General features: G+C 55.9%; 21 protein-coding genes. 6 read left to right on the forward strand and 15 right to left on the reverse strand.

Features of this window, described 5'->3' with window-relative positions:
- Nucleotides 1–28 precede the first annotated feature (28 nt).
- The 4 genes from ACXAEW_RS03025 to ACXAEW_RS03040 are packed head-to-tail and all read right to left on the reverse strand — an operon-like array spanning nucleotide 29 to nucleotide 3,658.
- A complete protein-coding gene (locus ACXAEW_RS03025; protein WP_474939907.1) occupies nucleotides 29–1,141 on the reverse strand; it encodes an NAD/NADP octopine/nopaline dehydrogenase family protein in 1,113 nt (370 codons plus the stop codon).
- Nucleotides 1,138–1,725 carry a peroxidase-related enzyme gene (locus tag ACXAEW_RS03030; protein WP_474939908.1) on the reverse strand — a complete coding sequence of 196 codons (588 nt, stop codon included), beginning with the start codon at nucleotides 1,723–1,725 and terminating at the stop codon, nucleotides 1,138–1,140. The genes ACXAEW_RS03025 and ACXAEW_RS03030 overlap by 4 nt, the downstream gene beginning before the upstream one ends.
- Nucleotides 1,722–2,204 (reverse strand): hypothetical protein, encoded by a 483-nt coding sequence (locus tag ACXAEW_RS03035; protein ID WP_474939909.1) that lies wholly within the window; start codon nucleotides 2,202–2,204, stop codon nucleotides 1,722–1,724. Before ACXAEW_RS03035 ends, ACXAEW_RS03030 begins: the two co-directional genes overlap by 4 nt.
- Nucleotides 2,201–3,658, reverse strand: a complete 1,458-nt coding sequence (locus ACXAEW_RS03040; protein WP_474939910.1) for an NAD(P)-binding domain-containing protein — start codon at nucleotides 3,656–3,658, stop codon at nucleotides 2,201–2,203. The genes ACXAEW_RS03035 and ACXAEW_RS03040 overlap by 4 nt, the downstream gene beginning before the upstream one ends.
- A gap of 195 nt (nucleotides 3,659–3,853) precedes the next feature.
- Here ACXAEW_RS03040 and ACXAEW_RS03045 point away from each other — a divergent pair, with 195 nt between their 5' ends.
- The gene (locus ACXAEW_RS03045) at nucleotides 3,854–4,786 is read left to right on the forward strand and encodes a LysR family transcriptional regulator (RefSeq protein WP_474939911.1); all 933 of its coding nucleotides are present in this window, start codon (nucleotides 3,854–3,856) and stop codon (nucleotides 4,784–4,786) included.
- Nucleotides 4,787–4,992: 206 nt separating this feature from the next.
- Here the strand turns inward: ACXAEW_RS03045 and ACXAEW_RS03050 are convergent, their stop codons facing one another.
- The 3 genes from ACXAEW_RS03050 to ACXAEW_RS03060 are packed head-to-tail and all read right to left on the reverse strand — an operon-like array spanning nucleotide 4,993 to nucleotide 6,359.
- Nucleotides 4,993–5,370 (reverse strand): carboxymuconolactone decarboxylase family protein, encoded by a 378-nt coding sequence (locus ACXAEW_RS03050; RefSeq protein WP_474939912.1) that lies wholly within the window; start codon nucleotides 5,368–5,370, stop codon nucleotides 4,993–4,995.
- A 22-nt stretch (nucleotides 5,371–5,392) separates the two neighbouring features.
- Complete coding sequence (locus ACXAEW_RS03055) at nucleotides 5,393–5,689, reverse strand: DUF1330 domain-containing protein (protein ID WP_474939913.1); 297 nt, start codon at nucleotides 5,687–5,689, stop codon at nucleotides 5,393–5,395.
- The gene (locus ACXAEW_RS03060; protein ID WP_474939914.1) at nucleotides 5,682–6,359 is read right to left on the reverse strand and encodes a GntR family transcriptional regulator; all 678 of its coding nucleotides are present in this window, start codon (nucleotides 6,357–6,359) and stop codon (nucleotides 5,682–5,684) included. Before ACXAEW_RS03060 ends, ACXAEW_RS03055 begins: the two co-directional genes overlap by 8 nt.
- Before the next feature lie 118 nt (nucleotides 6,360–6,477).
- Between ACXAEW_RS03060 and ACXAEW_RS03065 the strand changes: the two genes are divergently transcribed.
- From ACXAEW_RS03065 to ACXAEW_RS03085, 5 genes are read left to right on the forward strand one after another with little or no spacing between them, the layout of a single operon-like run.
- Nucleotides 6,478–7,080: an amino acid synthesis family protein gene (locus tag ACXAEW_RS03065; RefSeq protein ID WP_474939915.1), complete on the forward strand. Its 603-nt coding sequence runs from the start codon at nucleotides 6,478–6,480 to the stop codon at nucleotides 7,078–7,080.
- Entirely contained in the window at nucleotides 7,052–7,879 is an 828-nt protein-coding gene (locus tag ACXAEW_RS03070) for an alpha/beta fold hydrolase (RefSeq protein ID WP_474939916.1), read from the forward strand. The genes ACXAEW_RS03065 and ACXAEW_RS03070 overlap by 29 nt, the downstream gene beginning before the upstream one ends.
- Complete coding sequence (locus ACXAEW_RS03075) at nucleotides 7,876–8,814, forward strand: flavin reductase (protein ID WP_474939917.1); 939 nt, start codon at nucleotides 7,876–7,878, stop codon at nucleotides 8,812–8,814. Before ACXAEW_RS03070 ends, ACXAEW_RS03075 begins: the two co-directional genes overlap by 4 nt.
- A 1-nt stretch (nucleotide 8,815) precedes the next feature.
- On the forward strand, nucleotides 8,816–9,853 hold the full coding sequence (locus ACXAEW_RS03080) for an LLM class flavin-dependent oxidoreductase (protein ID WP_474939918.1): 1,038 nt from the start codon (nucleotides 8,816–8,818) through the stop codon (nucleotides 9,851–9,853).
- 14 nt (nucleotides 9,854–9,867) lie between these two features.
- The gene (locus ACXAEW_RS03085; protein ID WP_474939919.1) at nucleotides 9,868–11,331 is read left to right on the forward strand and encodes an aldehyde dehydrogenase; all 1,464 of its coding nucleotides are present in this window, start codon (nucleotides 9,868–9,870) and stop codon (nucleotides 11,329–11,331) included.
- Between the two features lie 198 nt (nucleotides 11,332–11,529).
- Here ACXAEW_RS03085 and ACXAEW_RS03090 read toward each other — a convergent pair whose 3' ends face one another.
- The 8 genes from ACXAEW_RS03090 to ACXAEW_RS03125 all read right to left on the reverse strand — a co-directional run bounded on the left by ACXAEW_RS03090 (nucleotide 11,530) and on the right by ACXAEW_RS03125 (nucleotide 19,050).
- The gene (locus ACXAEW_RS03090) at nucleotides 11,530–12,054 is read right to left on the reverse strand and encodes a redoxin family protein (protein WP_474939920.1); all 525 of its coding nucleotides are present in this window, start codon (nucleotides 12,052–12,054) and stop codon (nucleotides 11,530–11,532) included.
- A gap of 16 nt (nucleotides 12,055–12,070) precedes the next feature.
- Complete coding sequence (locus ACXAEW_RS03095; protein WP_474939921.1) at nucleotides 12,071–12,766, reverse strand: cytochrome c biogenesis CcdA family protein; 696 nt, start codon at nucleotides 12,764–12,766, stop codon at nucleotides 12,071–12,073.
- Between the two features lie 74 nt (nucleotides 12,767–12,840).
- On the reverse strand, nucleotides 12,841–13,452 hold the full coding sequence (locus tag ACXAEW_RS03100; RefSeq protein ID WP_474939922.1) for a hypothetical protein: 612 nt from the start codon (nucleotides 13,450–13,452) through the stop codon (nucleotides 12,841–12,843).
- 108 nt (nucleotides 13,453–13,560) lie between these two features.
- Nucleotides 13,561–15,333 carry an AMP-binding protein gene (locus ACXAEW_RS03105; protein WP_474939923.1) on the reverse strand — a complete coding sequence of 591 codons (1,773 nt, stop codon included), beginning with the start codon at nucleotides 15,331–15,333 and terminating at the stop codon, nucleotides 13,561–13,563.
- Between the two features lie 8 nt (nucleotides 15,334–15,341).
- The gene (locus ACXAEW_RS03110; RefSeq protein ID WP_474939924.1) at nucleotides 15,342–16,598 is read right to left on the reverse strand and encodes a serine hydrolase domain-containing protein; all 1,257 of its coding nucleotides are present in this window, start codon (nucleotides 16,596–16,598) and stop codon (nucleotides 15,342–15,344) included.
- On the reverse strand, nucleotides 16,595–17,410 hold the full coding sequence (locus tag ACXAEW_RS03115; RefSeq protein WP_474939926.1) for an MBL fold metallo-hydrolase: 816 nt from the start codon (nucleotides 17,408–17,410) through the stop codon (nucleotides 16,595–16,597). The genes ACXAEW_RS03110 and ACXAEW_RS03115 overlap by 4 nt, the downstream gene beginning before the upstream one ends.
- Before the next feature lie 39 nt (nucleotides 17,411–17,449).
- Nucleotides 17,450–18,160 (reverse strand): outer membrane protein, encoded by a 711-nt coding sequence (locus tag ACXAEW_RS03120; protein ID WP_474939927.1) that lies wholly within the window; start codon nucleotides 18,158–18,160, stop codon nucleotides 17,450–17,452.
- 11 nt (nucleotides 18,161–18,171) lie between these two features.
- Nucleotides 18,172–19,050, reverse strand: a complete 879-nt coding sequence (locus ACXAEW_RS03125; RefSeq protein WP_474939928.1) for an SGNH/GDSL hydrolase family protein — start codon at nucleotides 19,048–19,050, stop codon at nucleotides 18,172–18,174.
- Nucleotides 19,051–19,070 lie beyond the last annotated feature (20 nt).

The following is a 19,070-nucleotide window of genomic DNA, read 5'->3' on the forward strand; positions in this document are numbered from 1 at the left end:
TCTCCTTGTCGGTTATGTCTTTCCCGTATCATTCATTGTCATTGGCACCTGCAGATGCATGTTCCAGCAGGCCGGTACGGGCAGCTTGCTGTAAGTCCGTCAAACTGAAACGCTCAATTTCAAGCGCGTTCAGCAGATCATTTTCCTGCGCAAAGTCACGCCCGTACATGGCCGAGAAGATCTGGATCCCGGCTTCATGCAATAGCGCGGGTTTTCCGACCAGTCGGCCGAGCGTTGCGGTCACAACCAGCCCATAAGGCGTGTCTTCGGTTATATAACGGCTTTCGGCGGTATGGGGGCCCAATCCGGAATAGCCGTGTCTGTGCATATCCTGGTTCATATCGCTGACCGGACCGATCGGGACATGAAAACTCTGATGGAAATGCTCAAAGATCGTTTTGACATCCAGCTTTAATGCGCGTGCGATTTCAAGCCGTTCCTGATCGAGCTGCTCCATAAGGCGCCCGACCTTTGGGGTGACATTCTGGCCCTGGCTCCAGTCTTCTCCTCGCTCCATCCGGGTAATGTTGCACAGGGCGATCCCCAGATGGTTCTGCGGGTTGAGGTTGGAGAGCGTAATGGCCAACACCCCGTCGCGCGGCATAAAGCGGTCGCCAAACAGTGTCTGGCACAGATCCAGCGCCGCCGCGCTGTCCGCTTCGGGAACCGTGCAGATGTCGACACGGTTGCGCACTGTATTCACCCGTACAGTATTGTCGGTTCGCCGCCCGGAAACAATGGTAGTTCCCCAAGCGGTAATCGGAGCAGAGACACCCCGGGCCGCAAGTTGCTGCGCCAGATACAGGACGCCAAAAGATGCATGAGAGGAGATGATAACATGCTGCCCCTCTTTTATGTGCGGAGCCAGCGCATCCAAAACGGCCTTGTGCCCATTTGCGGGCAGGCACAGAAGCAGCGCCTCGCACTCTTGCACCAGCTCCTGGGCGGATCCCGCAACGGTTGGAGCAAACTCTGTCTCGAATACGCCGCGCGCGCACAAGGGAAGGTCCGCGAACACTTTGGTACTGTTTCCAGATGGGGACCAGAGCATCGGTTCATGCCGGTTTTCATGCAGCAAGGCTGCTGTCCCGAGGGCAATGGATCCGGCCCCGACGATACCTATGCGCGCGCTGGTGTTCATGCAGGCTCCGTATGGCGAACAGGATCACCCAAAACATGCATGAGACGGTTGGCCCATCCAAACAAAGCTGACGACAGCACCAGGTCCAGAATTTCATCCTCTCCAATGCCCTGCTGTCTTAGGGCCTCGATGTCCTCCGCTCCGGCAGCGGGTGGAGCCTCAGCGGATTTGCGGGCAAAGTCAAAAATCGCGCGATCACGTGGCGACAGATCAGCGTGTTCACCCTTGGCAAAAAGCGCATCCGTTACGGCAACATCTTTTGCCAGTTTCGCATGGCGATCCGCGTGGACGGCCGCACAGTAAATGCAGCGGTTCACCATGGAGGCCGCCAGCGCACCCAGTTCACGTTCCGCCCGTGACATGCCGCCTGCATCGTACATGATCGCATTAAACAGTGGCGACCTGACTGCCAGGCTTTCGACATCATGGGCCAATGTCAGCACATAGTCGGACACTTTGGTGTTGGAGGGAGTCACCTTTAAGGCGTCAAGCTGTTCAGCCGTGGCCTCTTCAAGCCGTACCGGCACGACACGTGGCTGCCAGTCCGGCACGTTGCGGGTGAACTTATGAATAATCCGTGTCATTGGCTGTCCCCTTTCATAAGGCGCAGGCCGGAAATCACGCGCAACTGGTATGCGAGAAAGGCCACAAGCTCGCACAGGCGCACGATATCGGCGTCCGCAACACCCCGGTCTTGCAAGGCTGAGATATCATCGGCCGAGACATCACGTGTCTGATCGGCCACGCGGTCCACAAACGACAGAACGGCTGTGAGATCATGATCCGCGCCGGTCTCATCAGGTGCGGCCAAATTGGCAAAAGGACCAGCGTCACTGATGTAATACTGCGTGAGTTCTTCATCCATCGCCCGGCGGGCCACCCGAGCCGCAATAGCTGCCCGCAGCGGATGACTGAAAGCGCCAAAATCCTTGGGGCGCAGAACAGCGTCTTCGGCCTTTTGCGTCATCTCGACAATATTGCGACGCGTTGCAACAACCGATGCAAGAGCGGTTCCTTCAGCAATGCCAGCCGTTTTCAGAAGGGTCATTTCTGACAGGTTCATTCAGTCAAATCCTCTTTTTCCAATGCCGCAGCCTCTAGTTCGGTTGCGTCCCATTCATCTCCAAGAAGTTCCGGCGTGTCGTAATCCTGCATGCCCTGCCAATGCTGTTCGACGTCTTCGCAATAAAGGGATGCCGCAACAGACCTCGCGAGCCATGCCGCACCTTCGCTGATACCCGGGATATCGCCGCTGACTTTGCCCATGCTTGCGGAAGATCCATAATTGAAGCAGTAGACATTTCGTAGCCAGGGCGCGTTCCCCGGGGTCTTCTCGCGGAAACTGAAATCAGGATTAAGATAGGGGAACCGGCCCAGATCGGCGTTTTGCTCCTCCTTCGGCGGGGTATAGACGTCCTGCCATAATTGGATTTCCGATGCGGTTTCGCCAAATTCAGTGCGCGCCAGAGGGTCGATAACAAACCCCGTGCCAAGGATCACAAAGTCCGCATCATAGGCGGTACCATCCGCAAAATGGAGACGTGCGCCCTGCTCCAGAGCTTCAACACGGGTGGTTGCCTTGCCAAAGTGGAAATAGGCGTTCGGATGTCGGCTGACCCGCAACGTCGATCCCCGCGGTGACGGGGTCTGGGTTGCAAAACTGTACTGCATGAAACGCCAGCGCCATTCGTCTGGCAAGGCGGCATACCCTGCAGTGAACCCGAAACTGCCGATGCCCATCATCTTGTTGATGGTTGGCATCTCTTTACGGCGAATAAGGTGACGCACTTCGGCTGCACCATGTTCCAATGCCTCGGCGGCATTGTCGACAGCTGAGGCGCCGACGCCGATCACCGCAACACGTTTCTCCTTCAGCCTTCCAAAGTCGATCTGATCGGCACTATGCGCCCAAAGATCGCGTGGCAGCCCTTTGATGAAGTCGGGAAGATTGGGCCCACCGGTGCCATCGCGCCCGGTTGCAAAGACCAATTTTCGGGTGAGCACCTGCCCGGATTGGGCCCCAGACAAGGTCAAGCGCAGAACTTCGCCTTCGGGTTCGACACGTTCAACCACAACATTGTTTTCAACAGGAATTTCAAGAACCTTGCGGTACCAGCGCAGATAGTCCACCCACATGGTGCGGGGGATTTTATCCAGTTCATTCCAGGTTTCTTCGCCAAACTGGGACCGAAACCACGCTTGAAAGGTCAGGCCACCATGGCCGTATGCTGGCCCTGTCAGCACTTTGGGAGAGCGCAGCGTCTCCATACGCGCATAGTCAAGCCACGGTCCCTCAAACCCTTCGTCGGCCTTGTCGAAGACGCGGATATTTCCGACGCCGCCTGTGGTCAGCCCCAACCAGGCAACCATCCCGCACATTCCGCCGCCAATGATCACAACATCCGTCACATTGTCCTGATTGGGCACCCAGTCTTTGCCGGGATAACAGAGAAGTGCCAGATCATCCCGGACCCGTCTTTCAAGATTGGCCAAGCCCTGTGAGTCAATGGACGTCATATTTTGGTTCATCATGTAAGCCACCAGACGTGCTTTGGGGTATGTTTCAGCAATTAAGTAGCGCTCGTGTTGCGCAAGGAAATTAGGGGAGAATTTCTTTGCTCTGAACATCTACCAATCGGCGGTCGCCATGCTATTCTCTCAGAGCATATTGGGCCGCCAACAATTCCAAATGGTAATAATGGAAACAATAGTATGTCAACAATGAATAGTGAGCGTCCTGATATTCGCTCGATGGAGGCCTTTGCAGCGGTCGTTCGGTACGGGTCGATGACCGCAGCTGCCCAAAAAATGTCCGTTGGGCAACCTGCCATCACACGCATGATCCGCGACCTGGAAGAACGGGTCGGTTTTGCCCTGTTTGAACGTAATGGCCCCAAGATTGCGCCCTCTGAAAAGGGGCTTAAATTCTTTGAGGAATCTCAACGCGTTATGGCAAATCTGGCGCAACTCACTGAACGGGCTCACGCGATCCGGGATGAAAAGTTGCCCGCCATAGATATCGTTGCGACTCCCACCATGTCCGCAGGGTTATTGGGCCCCGTTCTGGCCCGGGTTGAAAATGTTCTGCCTGATTTTGTGCATGTTGAAACAACAACATCCGAACGTGTCATGCTTTCGCTGCGCCACGGGACCGCTGATCTGGGGTTTTCCGCATATTCAAAAGAGGTTGCTCAGCTCAAATGCCTGGCACGATTTGAATCCCGAGTGGTTGCCATCGTGAAAGCAGGCAGTAAATACGATACCAAGGACCCCGTGCCCCTTTCGGCCTTTGCCACGGAGCGACTGGCAACGATCTGTGATGGTTACCAGATCCGCAGCGAGATCGACAAAGCCTTCGAGAAAGAAGCCATTAAGCCGGTCAGTGAAATCGCAACAAACTCCTCCCTGAGCGCCGCGATGACAGCCCGCGCCGGGTTGGGCATCGCCCTGTGTGATCCGGTGACAGCGATGGGCGTGCCCGTTGAAGGCGTCTCTATCCGTCCGCTCTCCGTTGAAATCGGTTATGACTGGGGGCTGTTTGCAAAAGAAGATACCCCCATCAGAAGCCAGATGACCCAGCTTGTGGCCGCGTGCAGCGTCGAGAGCGAGATCATCGTCTCCAAAGTGCAAGAACTCTACAATTGAGGGACACTTGGGTGTTGACTTGTGTGGACAGGTGCCCGTCGCAAACTGGGCTCGGCTTTGGTCCGGCTTCTGAGGTGCACGGATGCTGCACGCTTCCGGAACGCCTCATCTCTCGCCGTGTCATAGCCCGGCGGCAACCTGTCTGATGGCAACAACACGGGGGCCGCACAGGTATCCTGAGCCTCCTTCTCAGGCCAATTCTCCTTTTAGGCCAGTCCACGCTCATCCAAGACACGTTTCGCAATTCTAAAGCACTCGACCCCCTGGGGGACGCCGCAATAAATCGCGATGACATGGATCGCAGCCCGAATTTCGTCTTTGGTCACGCCGTTGTTGATAGCGCCGTTCAAATGAAGTTCCCATTCGTGCATCTTGCCCAGAGCGCCTATCATGCTGAGGTTCATCAGGGACCGGGTCTTGGCGTCGATGGCCTCGTCGCCCCAGCCAAATCCCCAACACCAGGCCGTCATCGCCTCCTGAAACGGCCGTGTGAACTCATCAGCGGCCGCCAGATTGTTTTCGACATATTCTGCGCCAAGGGTGGCTTTGCGCTGTGCGAGGCCGGTTTCAAACAAATCATCCATGTTCAATCCAGTTCGTTTGGGGTTACGTCAAAGCTTCGATCAAGGCGATATCGGCGGAACAGGCGTTGTTGCGTCTGGCGCGAGCGGCCTGGTATTCCGGCGAATTATAGCAGGCACGTGCCATCTCCATATTGTCAAACTCAATAACAACGCGTCGCTGCCAGTTGGTGCCTTCCAGTGTTTCTGCAGTCCCGCGTGCAAGAAAGCGTGCGCCAAACTTTGCAAAGGCTTCGGGTGCGATTTGCTGATACCCTGCGTAGGCATCCGGATCCGTAACCGTAACATTGGCGATCCAATAGGCTTTGGGTTGCTCAGTCATTGCTGTCTTCCTTCGCCTCGGCCAGAAGTTTGTCTGCAATGGCAGCTGTGTCTTCAAGATGTTCGTCCACCGCATGGCGCGCCGCATCCGCATCTCCTGACACAATGGCTGCGCAGATGCGTTCCATATGCTCAATACCCGGGCGCTTACGCTCTTGCGTGGACAGAGTCATCATGCGCAATCGGCTGATCCTGCCATTCAAACGCTGAACAATCTCCCATGCGATATAGTGCCCTGCCCCTTCAAAAATCGCGGCGTAAAAATCCGCAGTGGCCCGAAACAGATCGCCCGCCTCTTTGGCGCTGCCGCCATCCTTCAAACGTTCCAGTGCAAGGTGCAGAGCCTGCGCGACCTCTGGGGTGATCCTGCGGGCACAGGTTTCCGCCGCAGAGGTCTCCAGCTTCCTGCGGATGTCGAAAATCTGGCGCGCGTCTTCCTGACTGATTTTGGCCACGATTGGCCCATGTCCCGGCAGGATCTCAACCAGACCTTCCGCTTCCAGATACCGCATTGTTTCGCGAATAACCGTTCGGCTGACGCCGAGTTGTTCGCACAGGGGCCGCTCCACCAGGCGTTGCCCCGGCTGAAACAGACCTTCGATGATCGCCATGCGAAGGCGTTCCTGCACCACGTCCCTGAGCGTTGTGGGCTGGTGCTCAATTTTTGCCATTGGTGTCGTGTTCATATCCAGATCGCTAGCAGTGTTCCCCTATCTGATCAAGATATGATTGACAGTTCGTATTATGGTATACCATCGTACGATCAAAGAATCACACAGGAGAGCCCTGATGCCCGCAGAAATCCGCAAAACTCTTCTTCACGTAGAGAACACATTGATTGAGGGCGGGAAGGTCGCCGAGACGCCATTGAAAATGATTGCGGCCCTGGCTGTGATCAAAAACCCGTGGGCTGGCATGGGATTTGTCGACGACCTGAAGCCTGCCATCCATGATTGCGCGCCAGGCCTGGGCCAGTTGCTGACGGATATGATCCTCGAAGCGGCTGGCGGCGGAGACAAAGTGGAAGGCTACGGCAAAGGGGCAATTGTCGGGGTGAATGGTGAGGTCGAACATGGTTCGGCGCTGATCCATACCCTTCGCTTTGGGAATTTCTATCGCGAGGCGGTGGGAGCAAAGTCCTATCTTGCCTTCACAAACACCCGTGGGCCAGCAAATGCCTCGTTGCAGATTCCGCTTATGGACAAGAACGACGGCGGACGCCGCAGCCATTACCTGACCATTCAGTTGCAGGTCGCGGATGCACCGGGCCCGGATGAAATCGTGATTGCATTGGGCGCATCTATTGGCGGCCGTCCACACCACCGTATCGGTGATCGCTATCAAGACCTGAAGGAACTGGGCCATGACGTCGACAATCCTGCCGCTGTCTGATCCCTTTGGAAAGGTTGCATACCGCGAGGTCGGGCTGCCTCATGCGGGCACATCTTCTCCGCTGGTGTTGATCCACGGTGTAGGCATGCAATCGGCGGCCTGGCAACCTCAGCTGGACGCGCTTGGGCGCAGACATCACGTTATTGCGCTGGATATGCCAGGGCACGGACAAAGCGACTGTATTCCTGAGGGCTCATCGCTCAGCGTTTTTGTGGACTGGTTGCTGGCCGTGTTGGATGCCCTGAAACTGGATCATGTGAACCTGGCCGGTCACTCCATGGGCGCTCTGATCGCTGGTGGCTTTGCCGTGAGCCATCCGCAGCGATTAGACCGCGTGGCCCTGTTGAATGGGGTCTTTTGTCGGGACCCAGAAGCCAGTGCAGCCGTCAAAGACCGCGCGCAGCAGATTTTTACGGGCGTGTTCGATTTGGAGACCCCTCTGAAACGCTGGTTTGCCGATAGTGAGCAGGAACAGGCGGCACGTGCGCAGGTGTCCAAATGGCTGTCCGAGGTGCGTATTGATGGCTACGCCACTGCATACTCTGCCTTTGCCCATGGGGACGCCACCTATGCCGAAGGGTTCAAAAAGATCCCGTGCCCGCTGTTGGCGTTGACAGGCGACGGAGATCTGAACTCAACACCCGCTATGTCACATGTCATGGCAGAGGCCGCCCCGTTTGGACGTGCCGTTGTTGTCAAAAACCATCGCCATATGGTCAATCTTACGGCGCCGGAAACCGTCAATGCCGCGCTGGAGGACTGGCTGCAAACCCCACTTCAGGAGAGGAACGTCGCATGAGTCAATTTGACCCCACTATGCTGAGCGACCTACGGGCTCTTCGCAACGCATTCGGCAGCTTCATGACTGGCGTCACCGTTGTCACGGCCTATAACGACGCGGGCAAGCCACTGGGTTTCACCGCCAATTCCTTTGCGTCGGTCTCTCTTGATCCGCCATTGGTTCTGGTCTGTCTGGCCAATACATCCAGCAATTACGACAGCTTTGCCAAGGCTTCAAAATTCGGGATCAACGTTCTGTCCGAAGATCAGATCGAAGTCTCCAACACCTTTGCCCGCCCGACAGAAGACCGCTTTGCGACTGTAGACTGGCAGAACGGTCCGAATGGCTCACCGATACTGGAGGGGGTATCCGCCTGGTTTGATTGTTCTATGCACAAAACAGTGGAGGCCGGGGACCATCTGATCCTGATTGGCGAGGTCAAAGCCTTTGAAAACACAATACAGCCGGGATTGGGCTACGCACGTGGAGCCTATGTCTCTCCTGCCGCCGAAGCAAAAACCCTAAGCGAACGTACAGATCTTGTTGTGTCAGCCTTGATTGAGCGAGACGGCAAAGTCCTGTTGCTTGGCAATGAGCAGGGGCAGCTGACCCTGCCGGTCAGCGAAGATGTCTCCAAAGGCGCCACATATGCGCTGAAGCAGTTGATCACAGACGTTGGCATCGATGCGGAGCCTGGGTTTATCTACTCAGTCTTTGAGGACGACGCCCGCAAACACCAGCATATTTCCTTCCTTTGCAAGGCTGCGGGTGGCACGCCGACAAAAGGCATGTTTACCGAGCTCAGCGACAGCACATTTGCGGACATCGCGGATCCGGCGATGTGCACCATGCTGGAGCGCTTTGCGCGCGAAAGCCAGCTGGGTCATTTGGGTGTGTATTACGGCAACGAAAAAAGCGGCGAAGTCAAATCAGTCGCACATGGGAGCGTGTAACATGAAATTTTCTCTCTTCGCGCATATGGAGCGCATTGACCCGGACCAGGATCAAAAACAGCTTTATGATGAATTTGTCCAACTGTGCAAAATCGCTGATGATGGTGGGATGCACGCAGTTTGGACGGGTGAACACCATGGGATGAATTTCACCATCGCGCCGAACCCGTTCCTGAACCTTGTGGATCTGGCGCGACAGACCAAAAATGTGCGCCTTGGCACCGGCACTGTGATTGCCCCCTTCTGGCATCCGATCCGCCTTGCAGGCGAAGCGGCCATGACCGACATTATCACCGAAGGTCGCTTGGATCTGGGTATCGCGCGCGGGGCTTACAGCTTTGAATACGAGCGGCTGATGCCGGGCATGGATGCCTGGGAAGCCGGTCAGCGCATGCGAGAGCTGGTACCCGCAGTAAAGAAACTGTGGAAAGGGGATTATGCCCATGAAGGGGAATTCCATCAGTTTCCGAAAACCACGTCCTCTCCCCAGCCGGTCCAACAAGACGGCCCGCCGATCTGGGTGGCCGCACGTGATCCCAATAGCCATGAGTTCGCCGTTCAAAACGGCTGCAACGTCCAAGTGACACCATTGTGGAGCGGTGATGACGAAGTCGAGAGTTTGATGGGCAAATTCAACGACGCCTGCAACAAGTTCCCCGACATTCCACGCCCCAAGATCATGTTGCTGCGCCACACCTATGTTGCAGAAGACGCCGCAGATGCAAAACTGGCTGCGGTTGAGCTGAACCGTTTCTTCAACTACTTTGGTGCATGGTTCAAAAACGAACGCGAAATCACCCAAGGTCTGATCGCGCCCCTAAGCGACGAAGACATTGCAAACCACCCGTTCTATACGCCTGAGAGCATGGAGCAGGCTCTGGTGATTGGCACCGCGGACACTGTCATCGACCGGATCCGCAAGTCCGAGGCGTTGGGGTATGATGAATATTCCTTCTGGATTGACAGTTCCATGAGCTTTGAGCGCAAGAAAGCGTCGCTGGAACGTTTCATCAAAGACGTCATGCCCGCGTTTCAGTAAGGAGACGATCAAAAATGCAGCAGTTTCAACAGTATATTGACGGTGACTTCTCAAACGGAGTTGCGCAATTTGACAGCCTTGATCCCGCCACGGGAACGGTCTGGGCCAAAATGCCCGAGGCGGGTGAAGTGGGTGTCAATCTTGCTGTTGAGGCCGCTGATCGTGCCTTTTTCTCACCGGAGTGGGCCAGTTTGACGGCAACCGCGCGCGGTAAACTTCTGTATCGTCTGGCAGATCTCATCGCTGAAAACGCGCCGCGTCTTGCTGAGCTTGAAACGCGCGATACCGGAAAGATTATCCGCGAGACTTCTGCCCAGATTGCCTATGTCGCTGATTACTACCGCTACTATGCCGGGTTGGCGGATAAGATCGAAGGCGCACACCTGCCCGTCGATAAACCGGATATGGACGTGTGGCTGCGTCGTGAACCTGTTGGAGTGGTCGCCGCAATTGTTCCCTGGAACTCACAGCTGTTTCTTTCAGCCGTGAAAATCGGACCGGCCTTGGCGGCGGGCTGTACAGTGGTGCTGAAGGCATCCGAAGAAGGCCCTGCGCCTATGCTGGAATTTGCACGGATCTTTGATCAAGCGGGCTTTCCAAAGGGCGTGTTGAATGTGGTTACAGGCGGCCCTGCGGCAGGGGCTGCTTTGACCAGCCACCCCAAAGTCGCACATGTGGCCTTTACCGGCGGACCGGATACCGCGCGCCATATCGTACGGAATTCGGCGGAAAATCTCGCCTCGACCTCACTGGAGCTCGGCGGCAAGTCCCCTTTCATCGTCTTTGAAGACGCGGATATCGAAAGCGCCGTCAACGCGCAGATTTCTGGGATCTTTGCTGCCACTGGGCAAAGCTGCGTGTCCGGATCCCGTTTGGTGGTGCAGGCATCGATCAAGGACGCCTTTCTGAAACGTCTCAAGGAAAAGGCAGAGGCCATTACTATCGGTGCACCAAATGATATGGCAACCGAAGTCGGCCCCTTGTGCACCGCGCGCCAACGTGACGTCGCGCTCGACTTGATCGCCCGGTCTGTCGGACAAGGTGCCACGTTGATTACAGGCGGTCAGGCGCTGGACCGACCAGGGTATTATTTTCCGCCAACCATTTTGGATTGTTCGGGCGCACGCAATGCGGACAGCTTGATCCATGAATTTTTTGGCCCTGTCTTGTCAGTTGTCAGCTTTGAGACAGAAGAAGAGGCCATCGCGATTGCAAATGATACTGCATTTGGTCTCGCGTCAGGCCTGTTCACCCAGAACCTGACCCGCGCCCACCGTATGATCAGGGCAATCCGGGCGGGGATCGTATGGGTGAATACCTACCGCGCCGTAAGCCCCATTGCCCCCTTTGGCGGTCATGGCCTGTCCGGTCACGGGCGCGAAGGTGGTCTGCAAGCGGCGTTGGATTACACGAAGGTAAAATCAGTCTGGCTGCGTACCAGTGACGACCCGATCCCGGATCCCTTTGTCATGCGCTAAGCCGCACGGATCCGGGCACACTGTATATTGATTGAACGCAGCGCATTTGGTCTCTCCCCTCCTTCGACCAAACATGTGCGCAAGGAGGGAGAGAGGCGCGCGTGTGGCGCCTCACCCGGGCTGGCAATTAGCCTACAAAACGAAACGTACAGATCGAAAATAGGTCGGGTTGCGCCCTCCCCCGACCTCTTTGGCTGATCACGCCTCTATGGCTGCGCGAATTTTTTCTTTGAAGTCATCCAAGCCCGAGCTGCCCTCGTGGTAGGAAAGCACATTGCCCTCCCGATTGATAAGCACCGACGTCGGCCAGTACCGCACCTCATAAGCCAACCACGTCTTGTAGCGGTTATCCTGAGCCACAGGATAGGTGATTTCATACCGGGCCAGCGCGTCCTTCAAACCCTCGAGCTCACGCTCATAGGCGTATTCCGGGGTGTGGACCCCCACCAGTGCAAAGTCATCGGAGGAGAATTCAGCATGCCATGACTTGAGATGGGGCAAGGTGCTGATGCAGTTTGAACAACCAAACGTCCAGAAATCCACAAGCACCACTTTTCCCCGCAGAGCCGAGAGTGTCAGCGTATCGCTGTTCAGCCAGTTCTCCAGATCAACAAATTCAGGGGCCGGATCACCAACGCCTGCAGAAACCGGCGTGGCAAACTGTGTTGCGACGCCGGCCGCCGCTGTTTTCAGGAAGTTACGGCGGTTCAAATTGCGAAACATGAGCTGTCCCTTCGGTTCAGAGGCCAAGACGGCCGTCGGGGTATAAAAATGACAGTTTTGAGATCAGCAGCACATCGTATTCCAAGTAGATAGCAACCGCCATCAACACGACACAAACGCCAGTGCCAAGCTGCAACTGCCTGCTGTGCTTTGAAAAAGCGCGTACTTTCTGCGCGGCGTATTGGCCGCCATAAGCAATCCCGAGCATCGGAAGACCTGCCCCGATTGAATAGGCAAGCAACAACAAGCCCGAGTGCGCCAGATCAGGACTTGTGGCAACCAGAACAAGGATGGACGCCAATACGGGACCTGCACAGGGGGCCCAGACCAAGCCCAGTGTACCGCCCAACAAGAACGCGCTCAGATGCCCGTCCCCGGTGCCGATATGGGCTGTTGGAATCAGTTGATTTAGTCTCTCCATTGGACGCGCAAGCAGCGAGGGCCAAATCATCGACACGCCAAAGATCGCAATCAAAACAACGGCAATTGTGCGCAAACTGTCATGAGACACCCCAAACAGACGGGTAAATACGCTGAACAAAAGCGTCGTCCCGCAAAAAACGACAATAAAGCCTGCAACGATCAACAATGGCCTGATGCGTGACTGATGCTTCAGTGTCGCCCCAAGAAGAATAGGCAAGACGGGCAAAATACACGGTGCTGCGATGGTTAGAACACCTGCAGCAAGTGCCAGGAGAATTTCAAAACTCATAGTCCGTTTCCTGTGAAGTCGACGCCCAAAACATCAGGAGTGCGGGGTTAGAAAACCCCACACTCCGCTTCGAGTTACATCGGAGGTTTAACCCCGTTGGTCTCAACAATGACGCGGTTGGAGACCAATTTGGCCTCCTTGTCGATTGCAATGATAAACACCTCGGAGCCGAGTTTCAGGAGCTCTGCGTCACCGGGAACGAAGCTGACGATAGGCGTTTCTTCAGAGACCGAGATCTCAAACTCTTTGCCATCGTCATAGCTGAGCACCAGCGTGTTTTCCGCATCTCCCGCCTTAGCAACGCCGGAGATCGCCGCATTGGTCATAACGCTGTCTGGCGCAGCATCCCAAGGGTGTTGCCCTTCGTTTGCCCCAGCCAAAGCCGCAGGAAGGATCGAAATCTGAAGCGCCATAAAACCGCCGTGGTCGTCGGGAACTGCGGTGGAAGAAACAAAGTCACCGACTTTGATATCTTCCAGACTGCGCGCTTCGACTCCAACAATTTCAAAATTGTCAGACAGGAAGACAGTCTGGGTCTCGTTGTTTCTTCCTGTAATTTCAATGACCTTCGGAGACACGGATGCGATTTCGCCGCGAACCGGAACAGGGCGCGCGCCCCCTGAGATCACCGGAGTTGCGGCGAGGACTGCAACTGAGGCAATCGCGGCAGACAGATATTTCTTCATTTCAAACCTCATATGGGTATACTTTGCGTAACTATGCATAGCATTACTAAGCATCAAGTGTAAAAAAACTACGCGAATTGCATCGCTGAGTTTGCGGGTAACGTAGCGTTATCCCAGACCGAAACGCGCGATAACTGCGTTTGCCCTGGCGATCAGGTCCGGATCCTCTGTGCCCAACTCAGACGGAACAAAAGCCTTGAGCGTTCCGCTGTCACAAATGACAACGTCGATCAGTCTGAGCGGTTCAGGAGCCCCGGTTTCAGCATTCAACGCAATCTCGGCCGCCTGTCGGCGTAATTCCAACCTGGAGACCTTTCCAACAGCTGTGACGGGAAGTGCATCCACGATCTCAAAATGGGCCGGAAGTGCATGGGGTTCGGCCAGATTGGAGCGCAAATGCGCACTGAGCACCTCGGGCGTCAGAGTGTGACCGTTTTTAGCTGTCACAAAGAGAGCTGGCACATCGCCGGATACGAAATCCGGCATGGCAACGGACACGGCGGCCGCAACACCGTCACATGAAGTGGCACAGCGTTCGATGTCGCCAGGGTCTATATTATGCCCTGACCGGATGATCACATCCTTGCTGCGCCCGGACACAATAACGCGACCATCCGCATCCATATTCCCGATGTCACCAGTGATCAGAAAGCCGTCGTCTGTCATTGTTGCAGCGGTTTGCTCTGCCTGAAGGTACCCGGCAAAAACCTGCGGTCCTTTTACCACGATCACGCCGTCCGTTTGCTCTTGGCGTGGCAGTGTTGCGCCCACCTCTCCGCATTTGAACGCACGAATCTCCACATGCGTATCCGTGCTTGGCTGTCCAACCCGGGTGTAGTCTTTCTCAGCGCCACAGGGACGTGTTGCGATCAGTCCCGCAGTTTCAGTCATGCCGTAGATCGCATGAATGGGCAGGCCAAACCGGGCCTCAAAGGTTTCGGCAACAGCGGCAGGCAAAGGTGCACCGCCAGTTGCACAAAAGCGCACACTGGACAGATCGGCGCCGTTCACCGGCACCTCCAGCAGACTTGTAAGCGAACTTGGGATACCACCGATTATGGTCGGCTCAAACCTGTCGACGATGTCCCAATGTTGAGCCAGGATCGCAGGATTACGCAGCCCGGTTTCGGACAGCAACAGAATTTCAGCGCCAGCCATCAGCGGACCTAGGCCCAACAGGTTTGCACCGGCGACATGAAAAAACGGCAAGGCATTTACAATACGTGTGCTGTGATCAAAGGCCCACGCCTCTGCCAGGGCACCCGCCGCAGCAAGAAGGTTCGCATGGGTGAGCTGCACCACCTTTGACTTTCCAGTTGTGCCGGCGGTGTTGTAATAAGCGGCAATTGTCGAAGAGCTCGGTTGCGGGCCGATCAGTTCCGGCCCGGCGTGATCTGCAATAACCTCGCGCATCGAGAGATATCCAGGCGCGACCTTGGCGCGGTCAATGACAATCACCGCTTTCAATTCAGGCACCTGGTCTTTTAGAGCCTGCGCCTTGTCCCACAGCGGAAGGTTACGATGGGTTCCGATTGTAACCAAGATATCCGTGCCAACCTCCCGAAGGCTGGCGGCAATCTCGGCCGTGCTTAGGAAAAAATTCACGGGATGCGCAATACCTGCGCATTGCGCAGCCATTAATGCGGTCACCGCCGGAATGGTCGAGGGCAACATAAGCGATACAACCGGTCGGTCCTTATCGGCCAGCACGCGAAACCCGTTTGCGAGCGCTGTCACATCCGCAATCAGTTTCTGATAACTGATATGGTCCGGGTCAACGTCGTCCAGATCCAGAATATCGGGATCGACATATGTAACGGCCTTGCCTTTGGGGTGACTCTCGGCGGCGTTCTTCAATGCAGTATAAACTGAGAATGACATGATCGACCTCAGTATTTGGGCAGTTGTTGAGAGCGCAGTGCGCCGTAGACGACATTGCGGAAAGAGAACCGCAAATGGTTCCGCTGAAACGGGGCGGCGGCCATGAAGACGGCAACCAGATCGTTCTCGGGATCGATTGTGAAGGTTGTGCCATTCAGCCCGGACCAGTTTGCGTCTCCCTTGGCACCGGCTACATATGCGCCGCCCTGCTCCAGCCGCATGGCAAGCCCAAGCCCAAATCCGTAACCGGGCCCGGTAAATGGATCCGGCCCGCCTTTCAGGCCCTTGATATGGTTTGACCGCATCAAACGGACACTTGCAGGTGAAAGGATCTGAACATCGCCAAATTGCCCGTCGTCGAGAAGCATCTGTGCAAACCGAGCAAAATCTTCGGCCGTGGACACAAGGCCGCCGCCGCCACTGAGGTATGCGCCATCACGTTCGGCCGCCACGCGCATCCAGCTTTCGGTAAAGGCTTTCATCGGATCTGAAACAGGAGCTTCGGCAATAAGATGTGCACGCTCTGAGGGAACCTGGAACATTGTGTCCGTCATGCCCAGAGGGTCAAAGATTTGACTTTTCAGCACAACATCAAGGCTTTGACCGTAGGTGCGTTCGAGAATGAACCCCAGCAGGTCCACCCCCACGCTATATTCAAATTGCGTACCTGGTTGAAAGGCCAGCGGGATACCTGACAGGCTCTGCAACATGTCCTCTGACGACATGTTCGTGCGGGATTGTTCGATATCAGCTGTGCGATAGGCGGTGCGAATTTCATCCGCAGCCGCTCCTGCAAAACTGTAGGTGAAGCCTGCCGTATGTCTGAGAAGGTCGTAAACCGTGGGTGCGCGCAGCGGATCGACAAGCGAACCGTCCGCCGACATCACTTTTAAGTCCGCCAGTTCCGGAAGATACTCTGCAATCGGATCATCAAGCCCGATGCGTCCGGCCTCGACGGCCTGCAAGACGGCGGCGCTGACAATCGGCTTGGTCATCGACGCGATCCGAAACAGTGTCTTTGCGTCCATGTCATATGCGCCCGCCACGTCAATCGTGCCCGTGCTTTGAAGGAGGACCGGCTCTCCGTCCTGGAGCACCAGAGCAACACCACCCAAGACACGTCCGGCCTGAACCTCCTGAGTCAGAAAGCTCTGCATCCGCTTTTCAAGTACAGCAGCGTCCAGCAGGTCTTTTGCCTGCACAAGACCGCAGGATAGGCCCAGAAACAAGGCCGCGCCCGCCAGCCGTTTAAACACAGGGTTCATTGCAATATCCTCCAGGTTTCATCTTCGCAGATCACTTTGCCGGTCCGTTCCAGACGGATCAGAAGCGCCTCGATTGTGCGATGGGCGACGCGGCCCATCTCTTGGCTTAGATCCCCATAGATAGCCCCGATGATCTGATCGACACGTCCAGGTGATGCCGCCAGATTGGAGACAAGAAGGCGCTCTTTCTCTTCCGCTTTTTCAATAAGATAGGTCAGATAGCGCCGCGTATTGGCAACCTTGGGGCCATGCGCGGGCAGATAGTGACGCGCGCGAAAATCGCCCAGTTTGCGCAAGCTGCCGAGATAGGCGCTGACATCCCCCTCGGGGGCCAGCACAGCAGTTGTCGCCCAGCCCATCACGTGGTCGCCTGTAAAAATGACTCGCTCAAACTGAAAACACAGATGATCCTGCGTGTGGCCAGGAGTTTCGATCGCCACAATCCCGTCAAGGCTTTCACCGTCACCCAGCCGGACGTCGACCGGCCCGGCGTCATATGCGGAATTCTCTGCTGCCACCAGTTTGGCGCCGGTCGCGCGACGCACACCATCAACCGCTCCACAGTGATCCGCATGTGCATGTGTCAGAAAAATATACCGAAGGTCGCCTCCGCAAAGGTCGATCAGACGGTTGGTATGGTCTGGAAGGTCCGGGCCAGGATCAATAAGAGCCAGCCCGGACCCCGTTTCAACAACATAGGTATTCGTCCCATGATATGTCATGTGACCCGCATTAGCGGCGACCAGCCGACGGACTTTGGCAGTTACGGCTTCCAGCTCCCCGCGCGCGGGCTCAAGTTCAGAAATATGCATAGGACCACTCCAATATGTTCAGCTCAAATGTCGCAGCGATCAGAAGCTGTACCGCAAACCAAACTGGATATCCGTCCGGTCGCTGCTGGTAACGTTGGTGTTGATCGGGAAGGATCCAAACCGAGACTGTAGCACTGCACCATCGTAACGGAGGTCATCGAGCATTTTGGTGTATCGCAGTTCTGCAGTCAAAGAGAGGCCTTCGACCTGCGGCAGGTCATAAGAAACCCCAAGCATGACCTGCGCCGACGTGGCGCTATCCTTGGAGTCATGCCCAACGCTTTCTACGTCGTTAAAAGACAGCACATCGTCCCAACGGGACCAGGTCCGCCCGATGCCCGCGCCGATATACGGTGTCAGACGACATTCTCCGCAGTTACGAGACTTTGGCAGATCATAGTAGACGTTGACGAATACCGAGGTATTGATCCCATCACCGGTGGTTGTGGCATCTGTCAGGGCGCCCGCAGTGGCCTGAGTGAACTCGTTCCGGCGTTGGCTGACCTCGATCTCTGTCCGAAACCCGTTGTCCCACTCCCAACCAATGGCTCCGCCAAAACCGATGCCATTATCGGAGTCGATGTACCCACCCGGTTGGGGACCAAAGCCGGTATCAACGCTGTCGATGGTCTGGTTGCCAAGGTGACTAAAGCCGAGATGAACAGACGTGTACAACCCGCCTTCGGCAGCAGCCGGTGAAGCAGCGCTGAAACCCAGCGCTGCCAGAGTCCAGAAAACTCTTTTACTCATCAACCCGGACCCTATTCGCGGTTCAGAATGGCAAGCGCCATTGCCGAACCAAGCATTTTATGAACACGCGCAGTCGGATACTCTTTTGTCAGGAACACATAAGAGTTCATGTCGCAGTCCTCGCCCGCCTCAAGGCACGGCGTGTCAGAGTTCTCGAACCCGAAATCTTTTCCGTTTTCCATCAGGTTGTTGACAAAGTTGTCAAAGCTCCAGCGCACCAGTTCGAACGAACCATCGTCGATGTCATCCAGCATCGCGTTGAACAGGCGGTTGTATTCCTGTGACAGAGCGGTGGCACGGGCAGCTGCTTCCGGGCCATAGGCTGTCAAAGCAGGCGCAAGACCAACGTCGATGAAGTCCGGTGCAAAAATTGTTTTCGCGCCCGCATCGACCAGTCGCTTGATCTGGGTTTCAATTCCGGCAACCGCGTCTACCAGGATCTGATGCGATTGAGCATCATCCATGGTTCCGCAGGCCAAGATCACATCGTTGCCGCCGATAAACATGAAGAACAGCGCATCGGGATCCGCTTTGCCGTCATTCGTCGCAAGATAGGCATCGACTTCGGCGGGCAGATCGTGGGCTCCGTTACCACCTGCCAGCGCATCTGCTACTGCAAAGTTTGTGCCTTCCTGCTTGCCAACCAAATGCATCGACGCCTTGGCCTCGAGACCCAGCCATCTGGCCAGTTCTTCTACGGCGACAGGACCGTTTGCGGTGCGGTTTTCATAGAACGGTGCCGGACGGTCCCCTGCTTCCGCAGAGTAGTTGCCTGTATCAGAAAGCGCGCCGCTAAATGCGATCAGGTCAGAAAACGCATAGGCGCCCTGAGGGGCCACAAGAGCGAGCGTTGCGGAGGCATAAAGGGCCGCAAATTTCGATTTAAACATCTGAATATCCGTTACTTACT

This window comes from Epibacterium sp. ABZ3_068 (assembly GCF_056159265.1).

Coding starts and splice junctions, on each gene's coding strand:
- ACXAEW_RS03055 (WP_474939913.1), bottom strand. CDS start 5,689: ATGACTGAGCAACCCAAAGCCTATTGGATCGCCAATGTTACGGTTACG.
- ACXAEW_RS03090 (WP_474939920.1), bottom strand. CDS start 12,054: ATGTTTCGCAATTTGAACCGCCGTAACTTCCTGAAAACAGCGGCGGCC.
- ACXAEW_RS03060 (WP_474939914.1), bottom strand. CDS start 6,359: ATGGCAAAAATTGAGCACCAGCCCACAACGCTCAGGGACGTGGTGCAG.
- ACXAEW_RS03115 (WP_474939926.1), bottom strand. CDS start 17,410: ATGCATATTTCTGAACTTGAGCCCGCGCGCGGGGAGCTGGAAGCCGTA.
- ACXAEW_RS03030 (WP_474939908.1), bottom strand. CDS start 1,725: ATGACACGGATTATTCATAAGTTCACCCGCAACGTGCCGGACTGGCAG.
- ACXAEW_RS03100 (WP_474939922.1), bottom strand. CDS start 13,452: ATGAAGAAATATCTGTCTGCCGCGATTGCCTCAGTTGCAGTCCTCGCC.
- ACXAEW_RS03065 (WP_474939915.1), top strand. CDS start 6,478: ATGCCCGCAGAAATCCGCAAAACTCTTCTTCACGTAGAGAACACATTG.
- ACXAEW_RS03105 (WP_474939923.1), bottom strand. CDS start 15,333: ATGTCATTCTCAGTTTATACTGCATTGAAGAACGCCGCCGAGAGTCAC.
- ACXAEW_RS03075 (WP_474939917.1), top strand. CDS start 7,876: ATGAGTCAATTTGACCCCACTATGCTGAGCGACCTACGGGCTCTTCGC.
- ACXAEW_RS03070 (WP_474939916.1), top strand. CDS start 7,052: ATGACGTCGACAATCCTGCCGCTGTCTGATCCCTTTGGAAAGGTTGCA.
- ACXAEW_RS03125 (WP_474939928.1), bottom strand. CDS start 19,050: ATGTTTAAATCGAAATTTGCGGCCCTTTATGCCTCCGCAACGCTCGCT.
- ACXAEW_RS03095 (WP_474939921.1), bottom strand. CDS start 12,766: ATGAGTTTTGAAATTCTCCTGGCACTTGCTGCAGGTGTTCTAACCATC.
- ACXAEW_RS03025 (WP_474939907.1), bottom strand. CDS start 1,141: ATGAACACCAGCGCGCGCATAGGTATCGTCGGGGCCGGATCCATTGCC.
- ACXAEW_RS03040 (WP_474939910.1), bottom strand. CDS start 3,658: ATGACGTCCATTGACTCACAGGGCTTGGCCAATCTTGAAAGACGGGTC.
- ACXAEW_RS03045 (WP_474939911.1), top strand. CDS start 3,854: ATGTCAACAATGAATAGTGAGCGTCCTGATATTCGCTCGATGGAGGCC.
- ACXAEW_RS03035 (WP_474939909.1), bottom strand. CDS start 2,204: ATGAACCTGTCAGAAATGACCCTTCTGAAAACGGCTGGCATTGCTGAA.
- ACXAEW_RS03050 (WP_474939912.1), bottom strand. CDS start 5,370: ATGGATGATTTGTTTGAAACCGGCCTCGCACAGCGCAAAGCCACCCTT.
- ACXAEW_RS03110 (WP_474939924.1), bottom strand. CDS start 16,598: ATGAACCCTGTGTTTAAACGGCTGGCGGGCGCGGCCTTGTTTCTGGGC.
- ACXAEW_RS03080 (WP_474939918.1), top strand. CDS start 8,816: ATGAAATTTTCTCTCTTCGCGCATATGGAGCGCATTGACCCGGACCAG.
- ACXAEW_RS03085 (WP_474939919.1), top strand. CDS start 9,868: ATGCAGCAGTTTCAACAGTATATTGACGGTGACTTCTCAAACGGAGTT.
- ACXAEW_RS03120 (WP_474939927.1), bottom strand. CDS start 18,160: ATGAGTAAAAGAGTTTTCTGGACTCTGGCAGCGCTGGGTTTCAGCGCT.